The sequence below is a fragment of the Ruegeria sp. SATB027 genome, assembly GCF_059613825.1.
Genome location: NZ_JBXWTH010000027.1, coordinates 93,461 through 109,352, shown reverse-complemented (window position 1 = coordinate 109,352; position 15,892 = coordinate 93,461). Strand labels below are relative to the sequence as shown.

13 protein-coding genes are annotated in these 15,892 nt (G+C 58.0%); 7 read left to right on the top strand and 6 right to left on the bottom strand.

The genetic code is table 11. The features are described from left to right. Positions 1-141: 141 nt before the first annotated feature. From AC2FPW_RS05055 to AC2FPW_RS05030, 6 genes are all read left to right on the top strand, one after another. Positions 142-639: a class I SAM-dependent methyltransferase gene (locus AC2FPW_RS05055; protein WP_480538644.1), complete on the top strand. Its 498-nt coding sequence runs from the start codon at positions 142-144 to the stop codon at positions 637-639. A 19-nt stretch (positions 640-658) separates the two neighbouring features. Next, positions 659-1,288 (top strand): glutathione S-transferase family protein, encoded by a 630-nt coding sequence (locus tag AC2FPW_RS05050; RefSeq protein WP_496812752.1) that lies wholly within the window; start codon positions 659-661, stop codon positions 1,286-1,288. Between the two features lie 110 nt (positions 1,289-1,398). Continuing rightward, a complete protein-coding gene (locus AC2FPW_RS05045) occupies positions 1,399-3,801 on the top strand; it encodes a GcvT family protein (protein ID WP_496812751.1) in 2,403 nt (800 codons plus the stop codon). Between the two features lie 2 nt (positions 3,802-3,803). Next, positions 3,804-5,342, top strand: coding sequence for a trimethylamine methyltransferase family protein (locus AC2FPW_RS05040; protein ID WP_496812750.1), 1,539 nt, complete (start codon positions 3,804-3,806; stop codon positions 5,340-5,342). After that, positions 5,343-6,017 carry a TetR/AcrR family transcriptional regulator gene (locus AC2FPW_RS05035; protein ID WP_480484041.1) on the top strand — a complete coding sequence of 225 codons (675 nt, stop codon included), beginning with the start codon at positions 5,343-5,345 and terminating at the stop codon, positions 6,015-6,017. Further along, a complete protein-coding gene (locus AC2FPW_RS05030; RefSeq protein WP_496812749.1) occupies positions 6,014-7,318 on the top strand; it encodes an NAD(P)/FAD-dependent oxidoreductase in 1,305 nt (434 codons plus the stop codon). The genes AC2FPW_RS05035 and AC2FPW_RS05030 overlap by 4 nt, the downstream gene beginning before the upstream one ends. Positions 7,319-7,439: 121 nt before the next feature. On the opposite strand, the gene AC2FPW_RS05025 is transcribed toward AC2FPW_RS05030, so the two are convergent. After that, positions 7,440-7,802: a DUF3307 domain-containing protein gene (locus AC2FPW_RS05025; RefSeq protein ID WP_480484076.1), complete on the bottom strand. Its 363-nt coding sequence runs from the start codon at positions 7,800-7,802 to the stop codon at positions 7,440-7,442. A 244-nt stretch (positions 7,803-8,046) separates the two neighbouring features. Between AC2FPW_RS05025 and AC2FPW_RS05020 the strand changes: the two genes are divergently transcribed. Continuing rightward, positions 8,047-11,043 carry a cyclic nucleotide-binding domain-containing protein gene (locus tag AC2FPW_RS05020; RefSeq protein ID WP_496812778.1) on the top strand — a complete coding sequence of 999 codons (2,997 nt, stop codon included), beginning with the start codon at positions 8,047-8,049 and terminating at the stop codon, positions 11,041-11,043. A 6-nt stretch (positions 11,044-11,049) separates the two neighbouring features. On the opposite strand, the gene AC2FPW_RS05015 is transcribed toward AC2FPW_RS05020, so the two are convergent. The 5 genes from AC2FPW_RS05015 to AC2FPW_RS04995 all read right to left on the bottom strand — a co-directional run bounded on the left by AC2FPW_RS05015 (position 11,050) and on the right by AC2FPW_RS04995 (position 15,884). After that, positions 11,050-11,337: an ArsR/SmtB family transcription factor gene (locus AC2FPW_RS05015; protein ID WP_480484075.1), complete on the bottom strand. Its 288-nt coding sequence runs from the start codon at positions 11,335-11,337 to the stop codon at positions 11,050-11,052. A gap of 111 nt (positions 11,338-11,448) precedes the next feature. Continuing rightward, complete coding sequence (locus tag AC2FPW_RS05010) at positions 11,449-12,681, bottom strand: mandelate racemase/muconate lactonizing enzyme family protein (protein ID WP_496812748.1); 1,233 nt, start codon at positions 12,679-12,681, stop codon at positions 11,449-11,451. 23 nt (positions 12,682-12,704) lie between these two features. Further along, positions 12,705-13,799 carry a Zn-dependent alcohol dehydrogenase gene (locus tag AC2FPW_RS05005; protein ID WP_480546287.1) on the bottom strand — a complete coding sequence of 365 codons (1,095 nt, stop codon included), beginning with the start codon at positions 13,797-13,799 and terminating at the stop codon, positions 12,705-12,707. 82 nt (positions 13,800-13,881) lie between these two features. Then, positions 13,882-15,081, bottom strand: a complete 1,200-nt coding sequence (locus AC2FPW_RS05000; RefSeq protein WP_496812747.1) for a TCR/Tet family MFS transporter — start codon at positions 15,079-15,081, stop codon at positions 13,882-13,884. Positions 15,082-15,167: 86 nt separating this feature from the next. Further along, positions 15,168-15,884 (bottom strand): alpha/beta fold hydrolase, encoded by a 717-nt coding sequence (locus AC2FPW_RS04995; RefSeq protein ID WP_496812746.1) that lies wholly within the window; start codon positions 15,882-15,884, stop codon positions 15,168-15,170. Between the last annotated feature and the right edge of the window lie 8 nt (positions 15,885-15,892).

Below are 15,892 nucleotides of genomic sequence, written 5' to 3'. Positions count from 1 at the left end.
GTCAAACCCGTTCTTGGGCTGAAATGTCGCGAAAATGTGAAACTTTGGGCTTCGTCGCTACACAAAGTCTTGAGAATTTGTCATCTAAGGCGGCGTCGGGGGCACCTATGCTTTCGATTGGTATCAAGGAGATATTTGCCAGTGTCCGAGAATCAAAGCCGTCTGGACTTGTTTATCGATCGTATGGTGTCGCAGCGCGCCTGCCTGGATCACGCGATTGCGCAAACGGCAGGCATGGCTGGCCCGGTGTTTGAACTGGGTCTGGGCAATGGGCGCACCTATCATCATCTTGTGCAGCATATCGATGGACGCCCTGTCTTTGTGTTCGAACGCGCGGTGGCTTCGCACCCTGATTCAACCCCGCCCGAGGATCGGGTGATCTTGGGGGATGTGCGCGAGACGCTGCCAGCGGCGGTCGACAGGTTTGGACCGACAGCAAGCCTGATTCATGCAGACCTTGGGGGGCATAATCGCGAAAAGAACGACATCTTTGCGCGGCTTGTTTCCCCGTTTATCGAGCCCTTGCTGGCGCGGGGTGGATTAATGGTATCAAGCGACCGGATGTATTTCGAGGCGCTGGAGGAAATGCCGTTGCCCGAGGGTGCCGTCGAAGGGCGCTGTTTCATCTATCGGCGCTGACCAGAGAGAAGGGGCCTGCATGATATTCTACGATTGCTCTACGGCCCCAAACCCGCGCCGTGCCCGCATGTTTATCGCGGAAAAAGGGTTGGACATCGAAACGCACGAAATCTCGATTGCTGAGGGCGCGCAGTTGAGCACTGAGTTTCGTGCAGTGAACCCCCGGGCCACAATCCCGGTTCTGGTAACGGATGAAGGCGCAGTCCTGACCGAAAATCTTGGCATCGCCGCGTATCTTGAAGCGCGTTTCCCCGAGCCGTCCTTAATGGGCCGTACCGCTGATGAAAAAGGGTTGGTCTTGATGTGGAACGCAATTGCCGAGCAGCAGGGTGGTGCGCCCATCGCTGAGGCTTTGCGCAACAGCCATCCGGCGTTCAAAGACCGTGCCATTCCCGGCCCTGTTAACCATGCGCAGATCCCTGAGCTGGCGCAGCGTGGGCGCGAGCGGGTTGCGTCGTTTTTTGAACTGCTGGAGGCGCGGCTGAAGCAAAGCGCGTATGTCGCGGGCGATGTATTCACTCTGGCGGATATATCCACTTTTGTTTTTGTCGATTTCGCGCGCGTCATTAAGATGCGGATACCGGACGGCAATACGAACACGCAGGTTTGGTTTGAAAGCGTGAAAGCCCGCCCAAGCGCCCAGCTTTAGGTTTGCAAAGCATTCGGCAGAGTTCTCGCATTCCGTACTGTACATAAATGTCTAGACAGAACTGAACAGTGCCACTAGCGTCTTCCCAGATTCTGTTCAGGGAGGTCGGGATGAAATCCCAATATCGCGTAGTGGTCATTGGTGGGGGCGTCGTTGGTGCTTCGGTTCTGTATCATCTGGCCAAATTCGGCTGGTCGGATGTGGTCATGCTGGAGAGGCGGCGGCTGGCATCGGGATCGTCCTGGCATGCAGCGGGCGGCATCCATGCCCTGAACGCCGATCCAAACATGGCCTCATTGCAGGCCTACACAATTGACCTGCTGAGTGAGATCGAAAAAGAATCGGGCCAGAATATCGGTTTGCACATGACCGGTGGTCTGACGCTGGCCGGTACGCCTGAACGCTGGGAGTGGTTGCAGGCCAATTACCGCATCTTCCAGTCAATCGGCATTGATGATTGCGAGCTGCTGACCCCGCAAGAGGCACAGAGACGCTGCCCGATCATGTCAACCGACGGTGTTTTGGGCGCGATGTGGGCGGATCGCGAAGGGTATATCGATACGACAGGCACTGTTCAGGCTTATGCGACTGCGGCCAGAAAACGTGGTGCCGAATATTACGAGGAAACCAAGGTCAAAGAGCTGATCCAGACAGATGATGGTTGGCAGGTTGTGACCGATAAGGGCACGATCACCTGTGAACATGTGGTCAACGCGGCCGGGCTCTGGGCCAAGCAGGTTGGGCGTATGGCCGGGGTAGAGTTGCCAGTCTCACCGTTGAAGCACCACTATCTGATCACAGACACTGTGCCCGAAGTGGCGCAGGCGGATTTCGAGATGCCGATGACTGTGGACCTCGAAGGATTCACTTATATGCGGCAGGACCAGAAGGGTGTTCTGGTGGGGATCTACGAGGTCGATCACGAACACTGGGCGATGGATGGCGCGCCGTGGAACTATGGCGAGGAACTGTTTCAGGAACAGCTTGACCGGATCGAGAACGAACTGACATTGGGCTTTGAGCGGTATCCGTCAATCCAGAACGTGGGCATCAAGACATGGGTCAATGGTGCGTTCACGTTCTCGCCGGATGGTAACCCGCTGGTTGGTCCGGTTCCGGGCAAGCGCGGCTATTGGACCGCCTGCGCGGTGATGGCCGGATTCCTGCAAGGTGGTGGCGTTGGCAAAACGCTGGCCGAATGGATGATCCATGGTGAGCCCGAAGCGGATGCATGGCCGATGGATGTGGCGCGCTATGGTGATTTCGCACAGAACAAGCGGTATATTCGTGAAACCACTGGCCAGTTCTATTCGCGCCGCTTCGTGATGACCTACCCGAACGAGCAATTGCCTGCGGGTCGCCCGTTGAAGATGGCCCCGGCGCATGACGCGATGACCGAGGCCGGATGCAAATGGGGTGTCAGCTGGGATCTGGAGGTGCCGTTGTATTTCGCACCCAAAGGGTTCGAGGAAACGCCAACGCTCAAACGTTCGAACGCGCACGACATCGTGGCCGCTGAATGCAGGACCATCCGTGAGGGCGTGGGCCTGATGGATATCACGGGTTTTTCCCGCTTTGAGGTTTCGGGCCCAAATGCCGAGGCTTGGCTGGATAACGTTATGGCATCGAAACTGCCCGCCCCGGGTCGTGCCAAACTGGCGCCGATGCTGGGTGAGGATGGGCGGCTCAAAGGCGATCTGACCGTGTTGAACTGGGGCGATGGCACCTGGTGGATCATGGGCAGCTATTACCTGCGCGCCTGGCATATGCGATGGTTCAACGATCATATGATGGATGGGGTCACCGTCCGCGACCTGGGAGAGGAGTATTGCGGGTTCGCCGTGGTCGGACCAAAATCGCAGGCGGTGGTCGAAAAATTGGCCGAACAGGATATCTCGGGTCTGAAATTCATGGGCTGCGGTGATTTCGACATCGGTCTCGTCCGTGCCCGCGTGGCTCGTATGTCGGTGACCGGCGAAAAAGGGTATGAAATCAACTGCCGCTATGGCGATCATATCAAGCTGCGCCGCATTTTGCTGGAAGCCGGTGCAGAAGAGGGTATCCGCGAGTGCGGTTTCAATGCGATGCTGTCAACCCGGCTTGAGAAAAGCTTTGGCATCTGGTCGGCAGAGTTCACGCAGGCTTACACACCCGGCATGACCGGCATGGATCGCTGGATCGACTGGGACAAGGGTTTCATCGGCAAGAAGGCCGCTCTGGCCGAACGGGATGGCAATGGCCCGGCGCAGGTGCAAGCGACACTGGAAATCGATGCGTTGGACGCCGATGCCAGCGGGTATGAGCCGGTCTGGGCCAATGGCGAACGCGTAGGTTTTGTGACCTCAGGCGGTTATGGGCACCACATCGGCAAGTCGTTGGCAATGGCCTTGATTGACCGTGACAAGGTGGACCCGGGTACGGAACTGTCTGTCCATGTCGTAGGGGTGGAATGTCCGGCGCGGGTAATTGCACCGTCGCCCTACGACCCTCAGGGCAAAGCGATGCGGGGCTGATCATGGCCGCTCCGGACCGACGACGCCGAAGGCGAGGGGGCGAGGCTGCCCCGCAGCCCAGCCGCGATGTGAACTATCGCCAGCTCAGGAACCCTTTCCCCTTGATGGAGGTGTTCCCGGCTGACCGGATCGCGGACATGCACGAGACAGCGTTGCGTACGCTCGAGGAGTTGGGTGTAAAGACCCTGCTTCCCGAAGCGCGCAAGCTGTTCAAGCAGGGTGGCGCGCGTGTGGATGAAGGCAGTGAAATGGTCTTTATCGGGCGCGAGATGGTTGAGGCTGCCGTTGCCTCGGCCCTCAAATCTATCGCTTGTCGCGCCGGTTCGCGGCATCGGGATTTCACTCTGGCACTGGGTTCGCTGGTTTTTCAACCGGGGGCAGGCGCGCCGAACGCAACCGATCTTGAGCGTGGCCGTCGCCCGGCGACAGGTCAGGATTATCTGGAGTTTCTAAAGCTCACCCATCATTTCGATGTGTTCCAGATGATCTCGCCTCAGGTTGAACCTCAGGATATACCGACGCATTTGCGCCACTACTTCACGACACAAGCGCAGATGGAACTGACCGACAAGTTCCCGTTCCTCTTCTCGCGCGGCACGCCGCAGGTCATGGATTGCTTTGAGATGCTGTCCACGGCGCGCGGTCTGTCGGATGATGAGTTCCGGGGCAATGCGCATTGTTACACGATCATCAACACAAACAGCCCGCGCACGTTGGATATTCCCATGGCGCAAGGGCTGATCGACTTTGCGCGCCACGGTCAGATGTCGATCATCACACCGTTCACTCTGATGGGGGCGATGGCGCCGATCACCGTGGCCGGGGCAATCACCCTGTCCCATGCCGAGGCGCTTGCCGCGCTGACCTTGACGCAGCTGACCAGACCGGGCGCTCCGGTCTGTTATGGCACGTTCACCAGCAACGTGGACATGAAATCCGGCGCGCCTGCATTCGGGACGCCCTCGCATTTTCAGGCGTCACTTGCCGCAGGCCAACTGGCGCGTCACCTGGGCTTGCCCTGGCGGTCAGCGGCAGGGTCGGCGTCAAACAGCAACGACGTACAGGCGGCGAATGAAAACCAGTTTGGCCTCTGGGGTTGCCTGATGGCCGGCGCGACTGTGATCATTCATTCAGCGGGCTGGCTGGAAGGGGGATTGACCGTATCCTTCGAAAAGCTGGTCTGTGATGCCGAGGTGCTGAACATGGTGGCCGAGCTTTGCGCAGGCGCGCAGGCGGGGTCCGCTGAGATCGGCTTTGACACCGCTTTAAGTGAGGTCGCGCCCGGCGGTCATTTCTTTGCCTGCCCGCAGACGATGGAGCGCTACACCACCGAGTTCTATCAACCGCATGTCCATGACTACGCCAATTTCGGCACATGGACCGAGCGAGGATCGACGGATGCCAACCAACGTGCAACGGGGGTTTGGCAGGGTATCCTGAACGATTTCAAGGCCCCCGCCATAGACAATGATCGTTTTGGTGCCTTGCAGGACTTTATCGCACGCCGCACCGCAGAGGGCGGGGCGCCACCGGAGAGTTGAATGAACAACAAACCTATCCTTCACCGCGACGATCCCGAAGCCGAGCCCCTGATCGGCAATATCAAGGTGACCCGCGACGACTGGCTGAACGTGGCGATGGACGTGCTGATTTCGGACGGGGTGGACCAGATCAAGGTTCTTAACCTGGCCGAGCGGATGGCCGTGTCACGCTCATCCTTCTACTGGTACTTCAAGTCCAGACAGGAACTTTTGGATGCACTGCTGGCGCGGTGGCAGGCGACCAATACGGTTGCGCTTGTAAAACAGGCCGAAGCACCAGCCGACACGATAACGGGCGCGGTCTGCAACGTGCATCGTTGTGTGGTCAACACGGATTTGTTTGACACCGCATTGGATTTTGCCGTGCGCGACTGGGCGCGCAAATCGGGCAAAGTACGCCGTGCGCTGGACCAATCAGACACACGGCGGCTTGAGGCTTTGCACGCGATGTTCGCCAGATACGGCTATTCCGAGATTGAGTCCGAAACACGTGCGCGCGTGCTGTATTACATGCAGATCGGATATGATCTGGCACAATTGAACGAACCCTTCGAGACGCGGATCTCGATGGTGCCGCATTACCTATACGCCTTCACGGGCGTCGAACCGAAACCCGAAGAAGTTGAAGAATTCAGCGCATATTCCCGGCGCTACTGGAAAGGAGACCCGACATGAGTCAACCAGACGCAATCATCATCGGTACCGGCGTGATCGGCGCGGCCATCGCGTTCGAAATGTCCAAGGCGGGTTGGAAAACCCTGTCTCTGGATCGCAACGCACAGGTTGGACACGGTTCAACCGCCGGGTCCTGCGCGATCATTCGGATGCATTATTCCACCTTCGATGGAACGGCGTTTGCCTGGGAAGGCTATCATTACTGGCGCGACTGGGCTGACTATCTTGGCCTGCCGGAGGGGGCCAATCTGGCTCAGTTCAGGGAAACCGGCTGCCTGGTTATGAAGACCGAGGCGAACGGGATGCTGGAAAAGCACATGCGCAATTCATCAGAACTGGATTGCCCGTTCGAAGAATGGTCGGGGGACAAAGTGGTTGAACGCCTGCCGGTTTATTCGCTGGACAGCTTTGCCCCGGCGCGCCGAATGGATGACCCGGAATTCGGCCAGCCTAACGGGCGAAAGATGTCGGGTGGAGTGTACTGGCCTCAGGCAGGATATGTCACCGACCCGGCCTTGTCGGCGCAAAACCTGATGGACGCTGCCAAACAGCACGGAGCCGAGGTTCGCACCAGTGCCGAAGTAACCGAGATCCTGACCGAGGATGGACGTGTTTCCGCTGTAAAACTTGCCTCAGGCGAAGAAATCCGCGCAAGGGTTGTCGTGAACGTGGCCGGGCCGGGCTCGGCTATCATCAACAAGATGGCCGGAGTTCTGGATGACATGACCATCAAAACCCGCCCCCTGCGGCAAGAGGTCGTGCATGTCCCTGCCCCGGAAGGGTTCGACTTTGAAAACGACGGAACCATCGTCTCGGACAGCGACATTGCCTGCTACTGCCGCCCGGAACACGGCAACCACATCCTTGTGGGATCAGAGGATCCGGAGTGTGATCCGCATCAATGGTGCGAGGATGACGTCAACTACAACCGCGAGTTCACGGATCAATGGACCACACAGGCCATGCGATATGCGCAGCGCGTGCCTTCCCTTGGCATCCCATCGAAAACGCGTGGTGTGGTTGACCTTTACGATGCCTCAACCGACTGGATTCCGATCTATGACAAATCCAGCCTGCCGGGGTTTTACATGGCCTGCGGATCCAGCGGGAACCAGTATAAGAATGCACCGATTGCGGGTAAGATGATGGCAGCCCTGATCGCATATTGCGAAGGCGGAGCGGATCACGACGCGGAACCGCTGCAATTCGAACTGCCTTATATTAAACGGACCATCGACGTGGGCTTTTACTCACGCAAGCGCCCGATCAATGAGGAAAGCAGTTTTTCGGTTCTGGGCTAGTCGGGTTTTGGCATCGATCAAAGTCGAGCGGGGCAGGTTAACAGCTTGCCTCGCTATGACCGGCCGAAGGATAGGCGCATAGCTTCCGGGCTGCGCATCGGACGGCATATCCTGATACGAGCTACGTTGCCGTGAAAGTCACCCAGGCCCAGACCATCGCCACATAGGTCAGGTTGTGCAGGCACTGGTCTAACCCAGCCGCACGCCAGAACGCGGCTTGCGTCGGCTCAAGCTGTTTCTTGTCTGAATAGCTAGCTTTCAAGAAATCGATATTGAAATGAATGACCCATTCAAGCAGTCCGACAATCAGGATGAACAATACCGGAGCGCCAAACGCGGCAAACACGATGACAGAGCCCGCAACATGTACTGCTGCGTGCTGCGCGCGTCCCAAGTGAAAATACTCGCCTCGGCCAGAGAGCATTTTCGGTGTCTGGAGGTAGTAGTCAGCGAACATATGCTTGACCTGAAAAAGGCAAAGCATAAGTAACACCGCGCCAATACTGGCAGTCAAAAGAACCCTCCCGATATCGTTCTAAACTGACTTTAGGCAATAACACGGCCATGCGTAAATGAACTAGTTCACATAAGATAAAGAAAATTCTCAGGTGGGAAAAAATTTGCATAACGTGTCAGTATGGCAGTAAATTCAAACCGTTGAATCTGGGTGCGTGGCATCCGGGCCGCGTTATTAGCCAGCAGTAGGGGCAGGTTCCATAGAACGCACGATTTTCCGCTTTATCTGGAAATACTCCAAACGCGATCAGCTGATCCTGCTGGCTGTGACGGCGACGTTGTTTCCGCTGCTCTATCTTACGCTGGAGTTGCCCAAGCGTATCATCAACGACGCAATCGGTTCGACAACGGCCGAAGTGGATGTCTGGGGCTATACGCTTTCACAGACGAATTTCCTGATCATCTTGTGCTTTGCTTTCCTTGCTGCCGTGTTGGCGCACGGGCTGATGAAAATGCGCATCAACACCATGAAGGGTGTGCTGAGCGAACGCATGCTGCGACGGTTTCGGTATCAGCTGGTCAGCCGCGCGCTTCTTTTTCCGCAACCCTATTTCGAACGGGTCAGCCAGGGCGAAATGGTCTCGATGATCACAGCTGAGAGCGAACCGATGGGTGGTCTGATGGGCGATGCGATCAGCCAGCCGGTTCTGCAAGCCGGTCAGATGATCACCATCCTTTCTTTCCTGTTCTTGCAAAGCTTTTGGTTCGGGCTGGCCGCTGTCGCCCTGATCCCGGTGCAGGCCTGGTTAATCCCTAAATTGCAGCGTCAGATCAACCTGTTGAACAAGAAACGCATTCAGGAAGTTCGGGCGTTGGCTGCCCAGATCGGCGAAAACGCGGCAGGTGCGTCAACCCTCCGCAGCAATGGCGGCTGGCGCTATCGCCGGGCTATGGTTTCCGATCAATTGGGGCGGCTTTTCGCGATCCGCTTTGAGATTTACCAGAAGAAGTTCTTTATGAAGTTCATAAACAACTTCATCTCGCAGCTGACACCATTCATGTTCTACCTGATTGGTGGCCTTCTGGTGTTGCAGGGTTCGGTTTCGCTGGGGGCATTGGTTGCGGCGCTGGCGGCGTATAAGGACCTGAGCTCACCCTGGAAAGAGCTGCTGACCTATTACAACCAAACCCAGGACATGTCGTTGCGCTGGGATATCGTCGTTGACCGCTTCGATCCAGCCGGATTGAAGGACGAAGCGCTGTTCGAGGGCGAACCAGCAGAGCGCCCCCACCTGAGCGGTGATATAGCGCTAAAGCACGTCTCGGTTCGTGACATGGACGGCAATCAGGTGCTGGATGATCTGAATCTTACTTTTCCCGCTGGCAAGACGATTGGCATTGCCGCACCCAGCGAAGAGGACCGGCGCGCCATGGGTGAGCTGCTGACCCGCGAGATTTTGCCCGCTGCCGGCACGGTTCAGGTTGGGGATCTGAACCTGGCAGACCTGCATCAGGGCGTAGTGGCCGCACGTATCGGGTATGCAACGTCCCGCCCGGTCATGTTTCAGGGAACGTTGGGTGACAACGTGATGATGCCGATGCGGTTCAAACCCTTGGCTGAATCCACAGATGACCCAGATTTTGCCGAGACCTTGCGGGCTGGAAACAGCATGGATCCGTTCAGGGTGGAATGGCTTGACCCGGCGCTGGCCGGGTTTGAAGACGCGACGGCGTTGCGCGATTGGTGGTTGCAACTGATTGATGGAATGGGGTCCGGGGCTGCCCTGTTCCGGCGTGGCGCTGAACAGAGCTTTGTTGCGACCGAACACTGCGAACTGGCAAAGAAACTGGTCGAGCTGCGCCCGCTTGTGCGGCAGGCGGTCCATGACGCGGGTCTTGAGCAGCAGGCGCTGATTTTCGACCGGAATGCTTACAACCCGGCGCTGCCTGTTGCAGAAAACCTACTTTTTGCGACACCTCGCGTGCCGGTGACGCAGGCTTTGCTTGCCCGGCAGAAGGTTTTCCTCATGCAGTTGCGAGAGCTGGGGCTGGATGAGACGTTGATCGCCCTGACGCGTGACGTGATCGAGATGCTGCGCCAGATCTTCGGGTTCGACGGAACCGACCATCCGTTGTTCCGCAAGCTGGGTCTTGATGCAAAGACCTATGAGGCAGCCGTGGAGCTGGTTGAACAGACCCGCAGAGAGGGAACGTCAGGGCTGGATGACGAACAGCTGGCCAGTATGTTGGCCGTGCCTTTCGTCGTCTCGGCTGAACAGATTGGCCCGGCGTTCACGGATGAGCTGAAGGACCGCATTCTGGAACTGAGGCAGAGTCATTCGGACAAGCTGTTGGAAAGTCTCAAGGACGCTTTTGTTCCGCTAGACCCGGAAGATTTCGCGCCTGGATTGACGGTCATGGAAAACGCGCTGTTCGGCAAGGTCAGCCAGATAGGTGGCGCGCGATCGGATGAGGCCCGCAAGGTCATTGTGGACGTGTTGGAGGAGAACGGCGCGCGTCCTTTGGTGGTCGAGCTGATTTATGACATTCCGGTTGCTTTGGGTGGGCAGAGCCTTCCGGCGGTTTTTGCCGAACCGCTGGCGTTTACCCGCGCGACAATCAAGAAGCCGGATATCCTGATCCTGGAGCAGGCATTGGCCAGTTACGACATGAAAACGCAGGTGTCGGTCTACAAGAAGCTGCGCGAGTTGTTGCCGGATGCCACGGTGTTCTACCTCAATGACCAGTTCGAAAACCCGGACGTATTCGACATGTTCGTGGAAATCCGGCAAGGTCGTGTCGTCTCGGACGGAGGACCGGTGGACGTGGGAAAAGACAGCGCATCTTCAGCAGATCTGGCGCGGAAACTGCGCGCGCTGGAGCAGACCCCCTTGTTTTCGGGGCTGGACCGGAGGCAATTGCGCCTTCTGGCTTTTGGCGCGCAGTGGTTTGATGCCAAGCCCGGGCAGGTGGTGTTCCTGAAAGATGATCAGCCGACCGACGGCGCGTATGTGGTGCTGGAGGGTGAAGCCGGCTTGTACCTGCCGCAGGAAGATGGCCCCGACCAGTTGATCACCACCGTGGGGCCGGGCGCATTGGTGGGTGAGCTTGGTCTGATCCGCAAAGAACCACGCGCGCTGAGCATGGTGGCCGAAACAAACCTATCCTGTCTTCGGATCGGTGAGGAAGAGTTCCTGGCCGTTGTGGAAAACGATGCGGCAACCGCGTTCAAGCTTATGCAGGTGATCGCCGGTTACGTGTCCAATTAGGAGTGATCAGTTGGCAGGTTCGCAAAACAGATCGTACAGCAGACCGATCATCTGCGCAGCATTCCCATCGCGCAGCGAATAATAGATCGTCTTGCCATCTCTTCGGGTGGTGACAAATCCTTCCTCCCGCAGACGTGCCAGCATTTGGCTGACGGCGGCTTGCCGCAATTGCAGCAAATCCTCAAGTTGGCCTACCGATTTCTCACCGTTTCCGAGGTGGCACAGGATCATCAGGCGCCCTTCATGCGCCAGTGTCTTGAGAAATGCAGCCGCGCGGGCTGCATTTTCTTTCATTTCAGATGGTGTGTCCGAGGTGTGTGCCTGAGGTTCGGTTTCTAGGAGTGTCACGTTTTGACCGTTGTTCCGTTAATCTTGGGTTAATATGCCTCAAACACGTCTGTGTTGTCACCCCTCGGTTGCAGGGGCACCGCCCTGAAAAGCATTGCCGTTAACGTAATCGCAGGGCTCCTCCTGCATTTGCAGATGCAAGCCACGACCTTCATACGGGTGCGCGCGGGCCAGGTCTTCGTCGACATCGATCCCAAGTCCTGGACCGGTCGGAGCGATCACAAAGCCGTCCTCGACCTGAATTGATCCTTTGATAAGCTGATCGTGGAACGGTGTTTCAATGGTTTCCAGCAGCAGCAGGTTCGGGATCGACGCGGCCAGGTGGATATTGGCGGCCCATTCCACCGGACCCGCATAAAGATGCGGCGCCATCTGAGCGTTGAATATCTCTGCTATGGCGGCGACTTTCTTCATCTCCCAGATTCCGCCGGCACGCCCCAGCGCCGGTTGCAGGATTTCCGCAGCCCCGGCGCGCAGAACGGCTCCGAACTCGGCCTTGGTTGTCATGCGCTCTCCGGTGGCGATGGGGATACGGACGTTGCGGGCGACACGGGCCATGTCTTCGATCATATCGGGTGGCGTGGGTTCTTCGAACCATAGGGGCTGGTACGGTTCCAGCGCCTGCCCCAGCCGGATGGCCCCGGCCGTGTTGAACTGCCCGTGTGTGCCAAACAGCAGGTCAGCCTTGTCCCCTACCGCTTCGCGAATTGCCTTGCAAAAGGCGACGGACATGGAAATGTCACTCATCGCGGGCATGTGGCCGCCACGGATTGTATAAGGGCCCGCCGGGTCGAATTTCACGGCGGTATAGCCGCGCCGCACCATTTCGGCAGCTGTTTCACCCGCTTGTTCGGGAGAGGTCCAGAAGTCGGTCAGATTGTGATGCGGCAAAGGGTAGAGGTAAGTGTAGGAGCGAATTCGTTCGTTCACCTTGCCGCCCAACAGCGCATAAACCGGGCGGTCGCGATCCTTGCCCAGAATATCCCAGCAGGCGATCTCTAACCCCGAGAATGCGCCCATCACCGTCAGGTCGGGGCGCTGCGTGAAACCGCTGGAATAGGCGCGACGGAACATAAGTTCGATGTTTTCGGGGTTCTCGCCCAGCATGTGCCGTTCGAACACATCCCGGATGACGTGGCGCATCGCCTCGGGTCCGACGGACGAGGCATAGCATTCGCCCCAACCGGTGATGCCGGTGTCAGTCGTCAGTTTAACCAATATCCAGTATCGCCCCCCCCAACCCGGAGCGGGTGGGGCGGTGACGATGATGTCGAGATCCTGCAGTTTCATCTCAGTTTCTCCGGGCCGGGGGATCAGGTTCTGTCGAACAGGATCACGTTGCGCTTGGCAGATCCGGTTTTGGTATCGGCAATGGCCTCGTTGATCTGATCCAGCGACCAGCGGCCCGAGATCAACTCGTCCAGTTTCAGCCGACCTTGCTCGTAGAGGTCGATCATCCAGGGGATGTCCCGCTGAATAACCACATCACCCATTTTCGAGCCGACAACACCCTGACCCAGGGCTGCCAGAACAACCGGTTCATAGCTGGCCATGCCGCCCGAATGCGGCATTCCGATCATGATGGCCTTGCCGCCGCGGCCAAGATAGCGCGGGGCCTGATCATAGGCGGCGATTGCGCCGACCGTAATCAGAACCGCATCGGCCCCGCGCCCGCCAAGGGCTTTGAACGCTGCTTTCCAGGGCTCTTTCAGGCTGGCCAATACGCCATGGGTCGCGCCGAATTCCTTTGCGATTTCCAGTTTTTCTTCTGTCATGTCGACGGCCACGATCCGTCGTGCACCGGCGATCCGTGCGCCCTGAATGGCGTTCAGGCCAACACCACCCGCGCCGATGACCACGACATCCTGACCCGGACGCAAATTGGCCGCGTTTACCGCAGCACCAACCCCGGTGATTACCCCGCAAGACAGAAGGCTAGCCAGGTCTTTGGGCAGGTTTTCGGGGATCCTGACGATTTGCCGATGGCTCACCACGACCTTTTCGGCAAAAGCGCCGCAGGCCATGGCCTGTTCCAGAGGACTACCGTCAGCCGTTTTTAGCGGGCCTTTGACGGTGTCGTACGGTGTTTCGCAATTTGTCGGGTGCCCTCCGGCACAGGTGGGGCAGGACCCGCACGCGCGGATCAGCGTTACAACCACAGGCTCGCCAATCCTGAAGTCACCGGCGGCCTCTCCAACTGCGGAGATCACGCCTGCGGCTTCGTGGCCGTAAACGGCGGGCAGAAAGCCGCCCCAGGCACCTTCGGCATAGGATATGTCCGAATGGCAGATGGCTACTGCATCCAGCGTCACTTCGACCTCGCCCGTGCCGGGGGGTGCCAGCTGAACCTCTTCGATAACCAAGGGTTCGCCGAATGCCCGGCAGACTGCGGCTTTGATTGTTTGCATGTTTTCCCTCACTTCCGTTGGGCCCACGGTGGCGTGGGAAAGGATTGATCGCAAGGCAGAAACCGTCATGTGTGTGTCGTTGTTAAGCCACGACAGGCGGGGACCGGCGAAACAACACAAACCCGGCCAGCATCAGCGCCAGCGCCAGCAGGAACGGAGCACCCGGCAAGTACAGCGGTGTGTCAGGGCGAATGAATTGCGCAAATACGCTGGTCATGACCAAGGGCGAAATGACCATCGAAAGCGCGTGGAGCGCGGACAATACACCCTGCAACTCTCCTTGCTGCGAATCCGGTGTCGCTTTGGACATCATTGCCTGAAGTGCTGGTGTGGTGATTGCCCCGATTGCAGTGATTGGGATGAACAAAAGTGCAATGAACCCGTTGGTCAGAAAGGCCAGAATTGCGAAACTGAGGATTTCAAAACCCATCCCGTAGATAATGGCACCCCGCTCGCCGCACAATCGGATTGCGGGGCGGATCAGACCGCCTTGCACAACGGCCATGCCGATCCCATAGACGCCCAGTGACAGGCCGATCATCTGAGGGGGCCAGCCGAACCGCTCGGTGGTGAAAAAGGACCAGATAGCGGGGTAGACGTAGATTGAGACCGAATACAGAAAGTAGACCCACAGCATAGGTCGGATACCGGGCAGTGCAGCAATGGCGCGCAGCGAATTCACCGGGTTGGCGCGGCGCAAGTTGAAGGCGCGCCGGGTCTTGTCGGTTACGGTTTCAGGCATCACGAAACAGCCTACGGCAAAGATCAGTGCCACCAGTCCTGCCGCAGCCCAGAACGGGGCACGGGTTCCATATTCGCTGAGCAATCCGCCGATCACCGGGCCGAGGACAAAACCCACGCCAAAGGCCGCGCCCAACAGGCCAAAGTTCGCGGCCTTGTCCTTGGGATCGGAGATATCCGCCATGAACGCGGCAGCGGTGGAATGTGTGGCTGCGGTTATACCGCCGACAATACGACCGGCCAGCAACAGCCAGATACTGCCGGCCACGGCCATAACCATATAATCAAGCGCCATGACGAACAGCGACACCAGTAGCACGGTTCTGCGACCATAGGCGTCGGACAGGTTTCCAAGGATTGGACCAAAGACGAACTGCATCGCCGCGAAAGCGGTACTCAGCACTCCGCCCCAGATCGCCGCATTGGCAAGTGAGCTGCCCTGCACGTCTACAATCAGTTGCGGCATGATTGGCATCACCAGACCAATGCCCATTGCGTCGATCATGACGATGCTGAGGATGAAGAGTGATGGCAGGCGCATGGGACTCGGGCAGGTGATCTGTTCGTGGCACCCTAGGCACAGTCACCGAATGAGGGAAGACAGAGTTTTACGTACAATCTGCGGTATCACCCGAATTTGCTTGCCAATTCGCTTAGCAATCCGGCCAGTTCCTGTGGATGCGAGAAAAACGGAGAATGCGAACTGTCGATGGTTCGTCGCAGTTCCTTCGGGATGAACGCGCACATGTCCGCCTGATACTCCGTGGGGATTGTTTGGTCATCCGTGGTGCGGATATAGGCCTTGGGTACTTCGTTGAAATTCGTGCCGACCGGCAGTGGTGTTTCCTGGGGGAGAATGGCCTGTGGGCACAGGCGCGCATAGGCGTAAGGCAGAATATCGTCCGGACAATCGTGATAGAACAGCCTGGGGATGGCGTCTACCGACACGGTGTAAGACAGACCGTCTGCAGATTTTTCCACTGCGTGAGCAATGGTTTGCCATGGCCCGCGCCTGCGCATATCTGCCAGCGAAAGCCCATCGTGAGGCACGTAGGCGCACAGAAAGATCAGGGCGCGCATGGCGTCCGGCCGAGCCTCGGCTGCGGCGCTGATCGGATAGCCGCCCCACGAGTGACCCACGACAATCGTATCGGGCGTGCAAGCGTTCAGAACGGCATCGCGGCAACTGTCCAGTGTAACCTCGGACACCGGCGTTGGATCCGCACCATGGCTGGGCATGTCTATGGCCCGGGCAGAGTGTCCCAAAGCCTCAAGCGCAGGGATCAGATCGCGCCAGCACCAGGCTCCGTGGCAAGAGCCGTGGACCAACAGGAAAGACGCCATTGCTGTTC

Coding starts and splice junctions, on each gene's coding strand:
- AC2FPW_RS05050 (WP_496812752.1), top strand. CDS start 659: ATGATATTCTACGATTGCTCTACGGCCCCAAACCCGCGCCGTGCCCGC.
- AC2FPW_RS05045 (WP_496812751.1), top strand. CDS start 1,399: ATGAAATCCCAATATCGCGTAGTGGTCATTGGTGGGGGCGTCGTTGGT.
- AC2FPW_RS05040 (WP_496812750.1), top strand. CDS start 3,804: ATGGCCGCTCCGGACCGACGACGCCGAAGGCGAGGGGGCGAGGCTGCC.
- AC2FPW_RS05035 (WP_480484041.1), top strand. CDS start 5,343: ATGAACAACAAACCTATCCTTCACCGCGACGATCCCGAAGCCGAGCCC.
- AC2FPW_RS05030 (WP_496812749.1), top strand. CDS start 6,014: ATGAGTCAACCAGACGCAATCATCATCGGTACCGGCGTGATCGGCGCG.
- AC2FPW_RS05025 (WP_480484076.1), bottom strand. CDS start 7,802: ATGCTTTGCCTTTTTCAGGTCAAGCATATGTTCGCTGACTACTACCTC.
- AC2FPW_RS05015 (WP_480484075.1), bottom strand. CDS start 11,337: ATGAAAGAAAATGCAGCCCGCGCGGCTGCATTTCTCAAGACACTGGCG.
- AC2FPW_RS05010 (WP_496812748.1), bottom strand. CDS start 12,681: ATGAAACTGCAGGATCTCGACATCATCGTCACCGCCCCACCCGCTCCG.
- AC2FPW_RS05005 (WP_480546287.1), bottom strand. CDS start 13,799: ATGCAAACAATCAAAGCCGCAGTCTGCCGGGCATTCGGCGAACCCTTG.
- AC2FPW_RS05000 (WP_496812747.1), bottom strand. CDS start 15,081: ATGCGCCTGCCATCACTCTTCATCCTCAGCATCGTCATGATCGACGCA.
- AC2FPW_RS04995 (WP_496812746.1), bottom strand. CDS start 15,884: ATGGCGTCTTTCCTGTTGGTCCACGGCTCTTGCCACGGAGCCTGGTGC.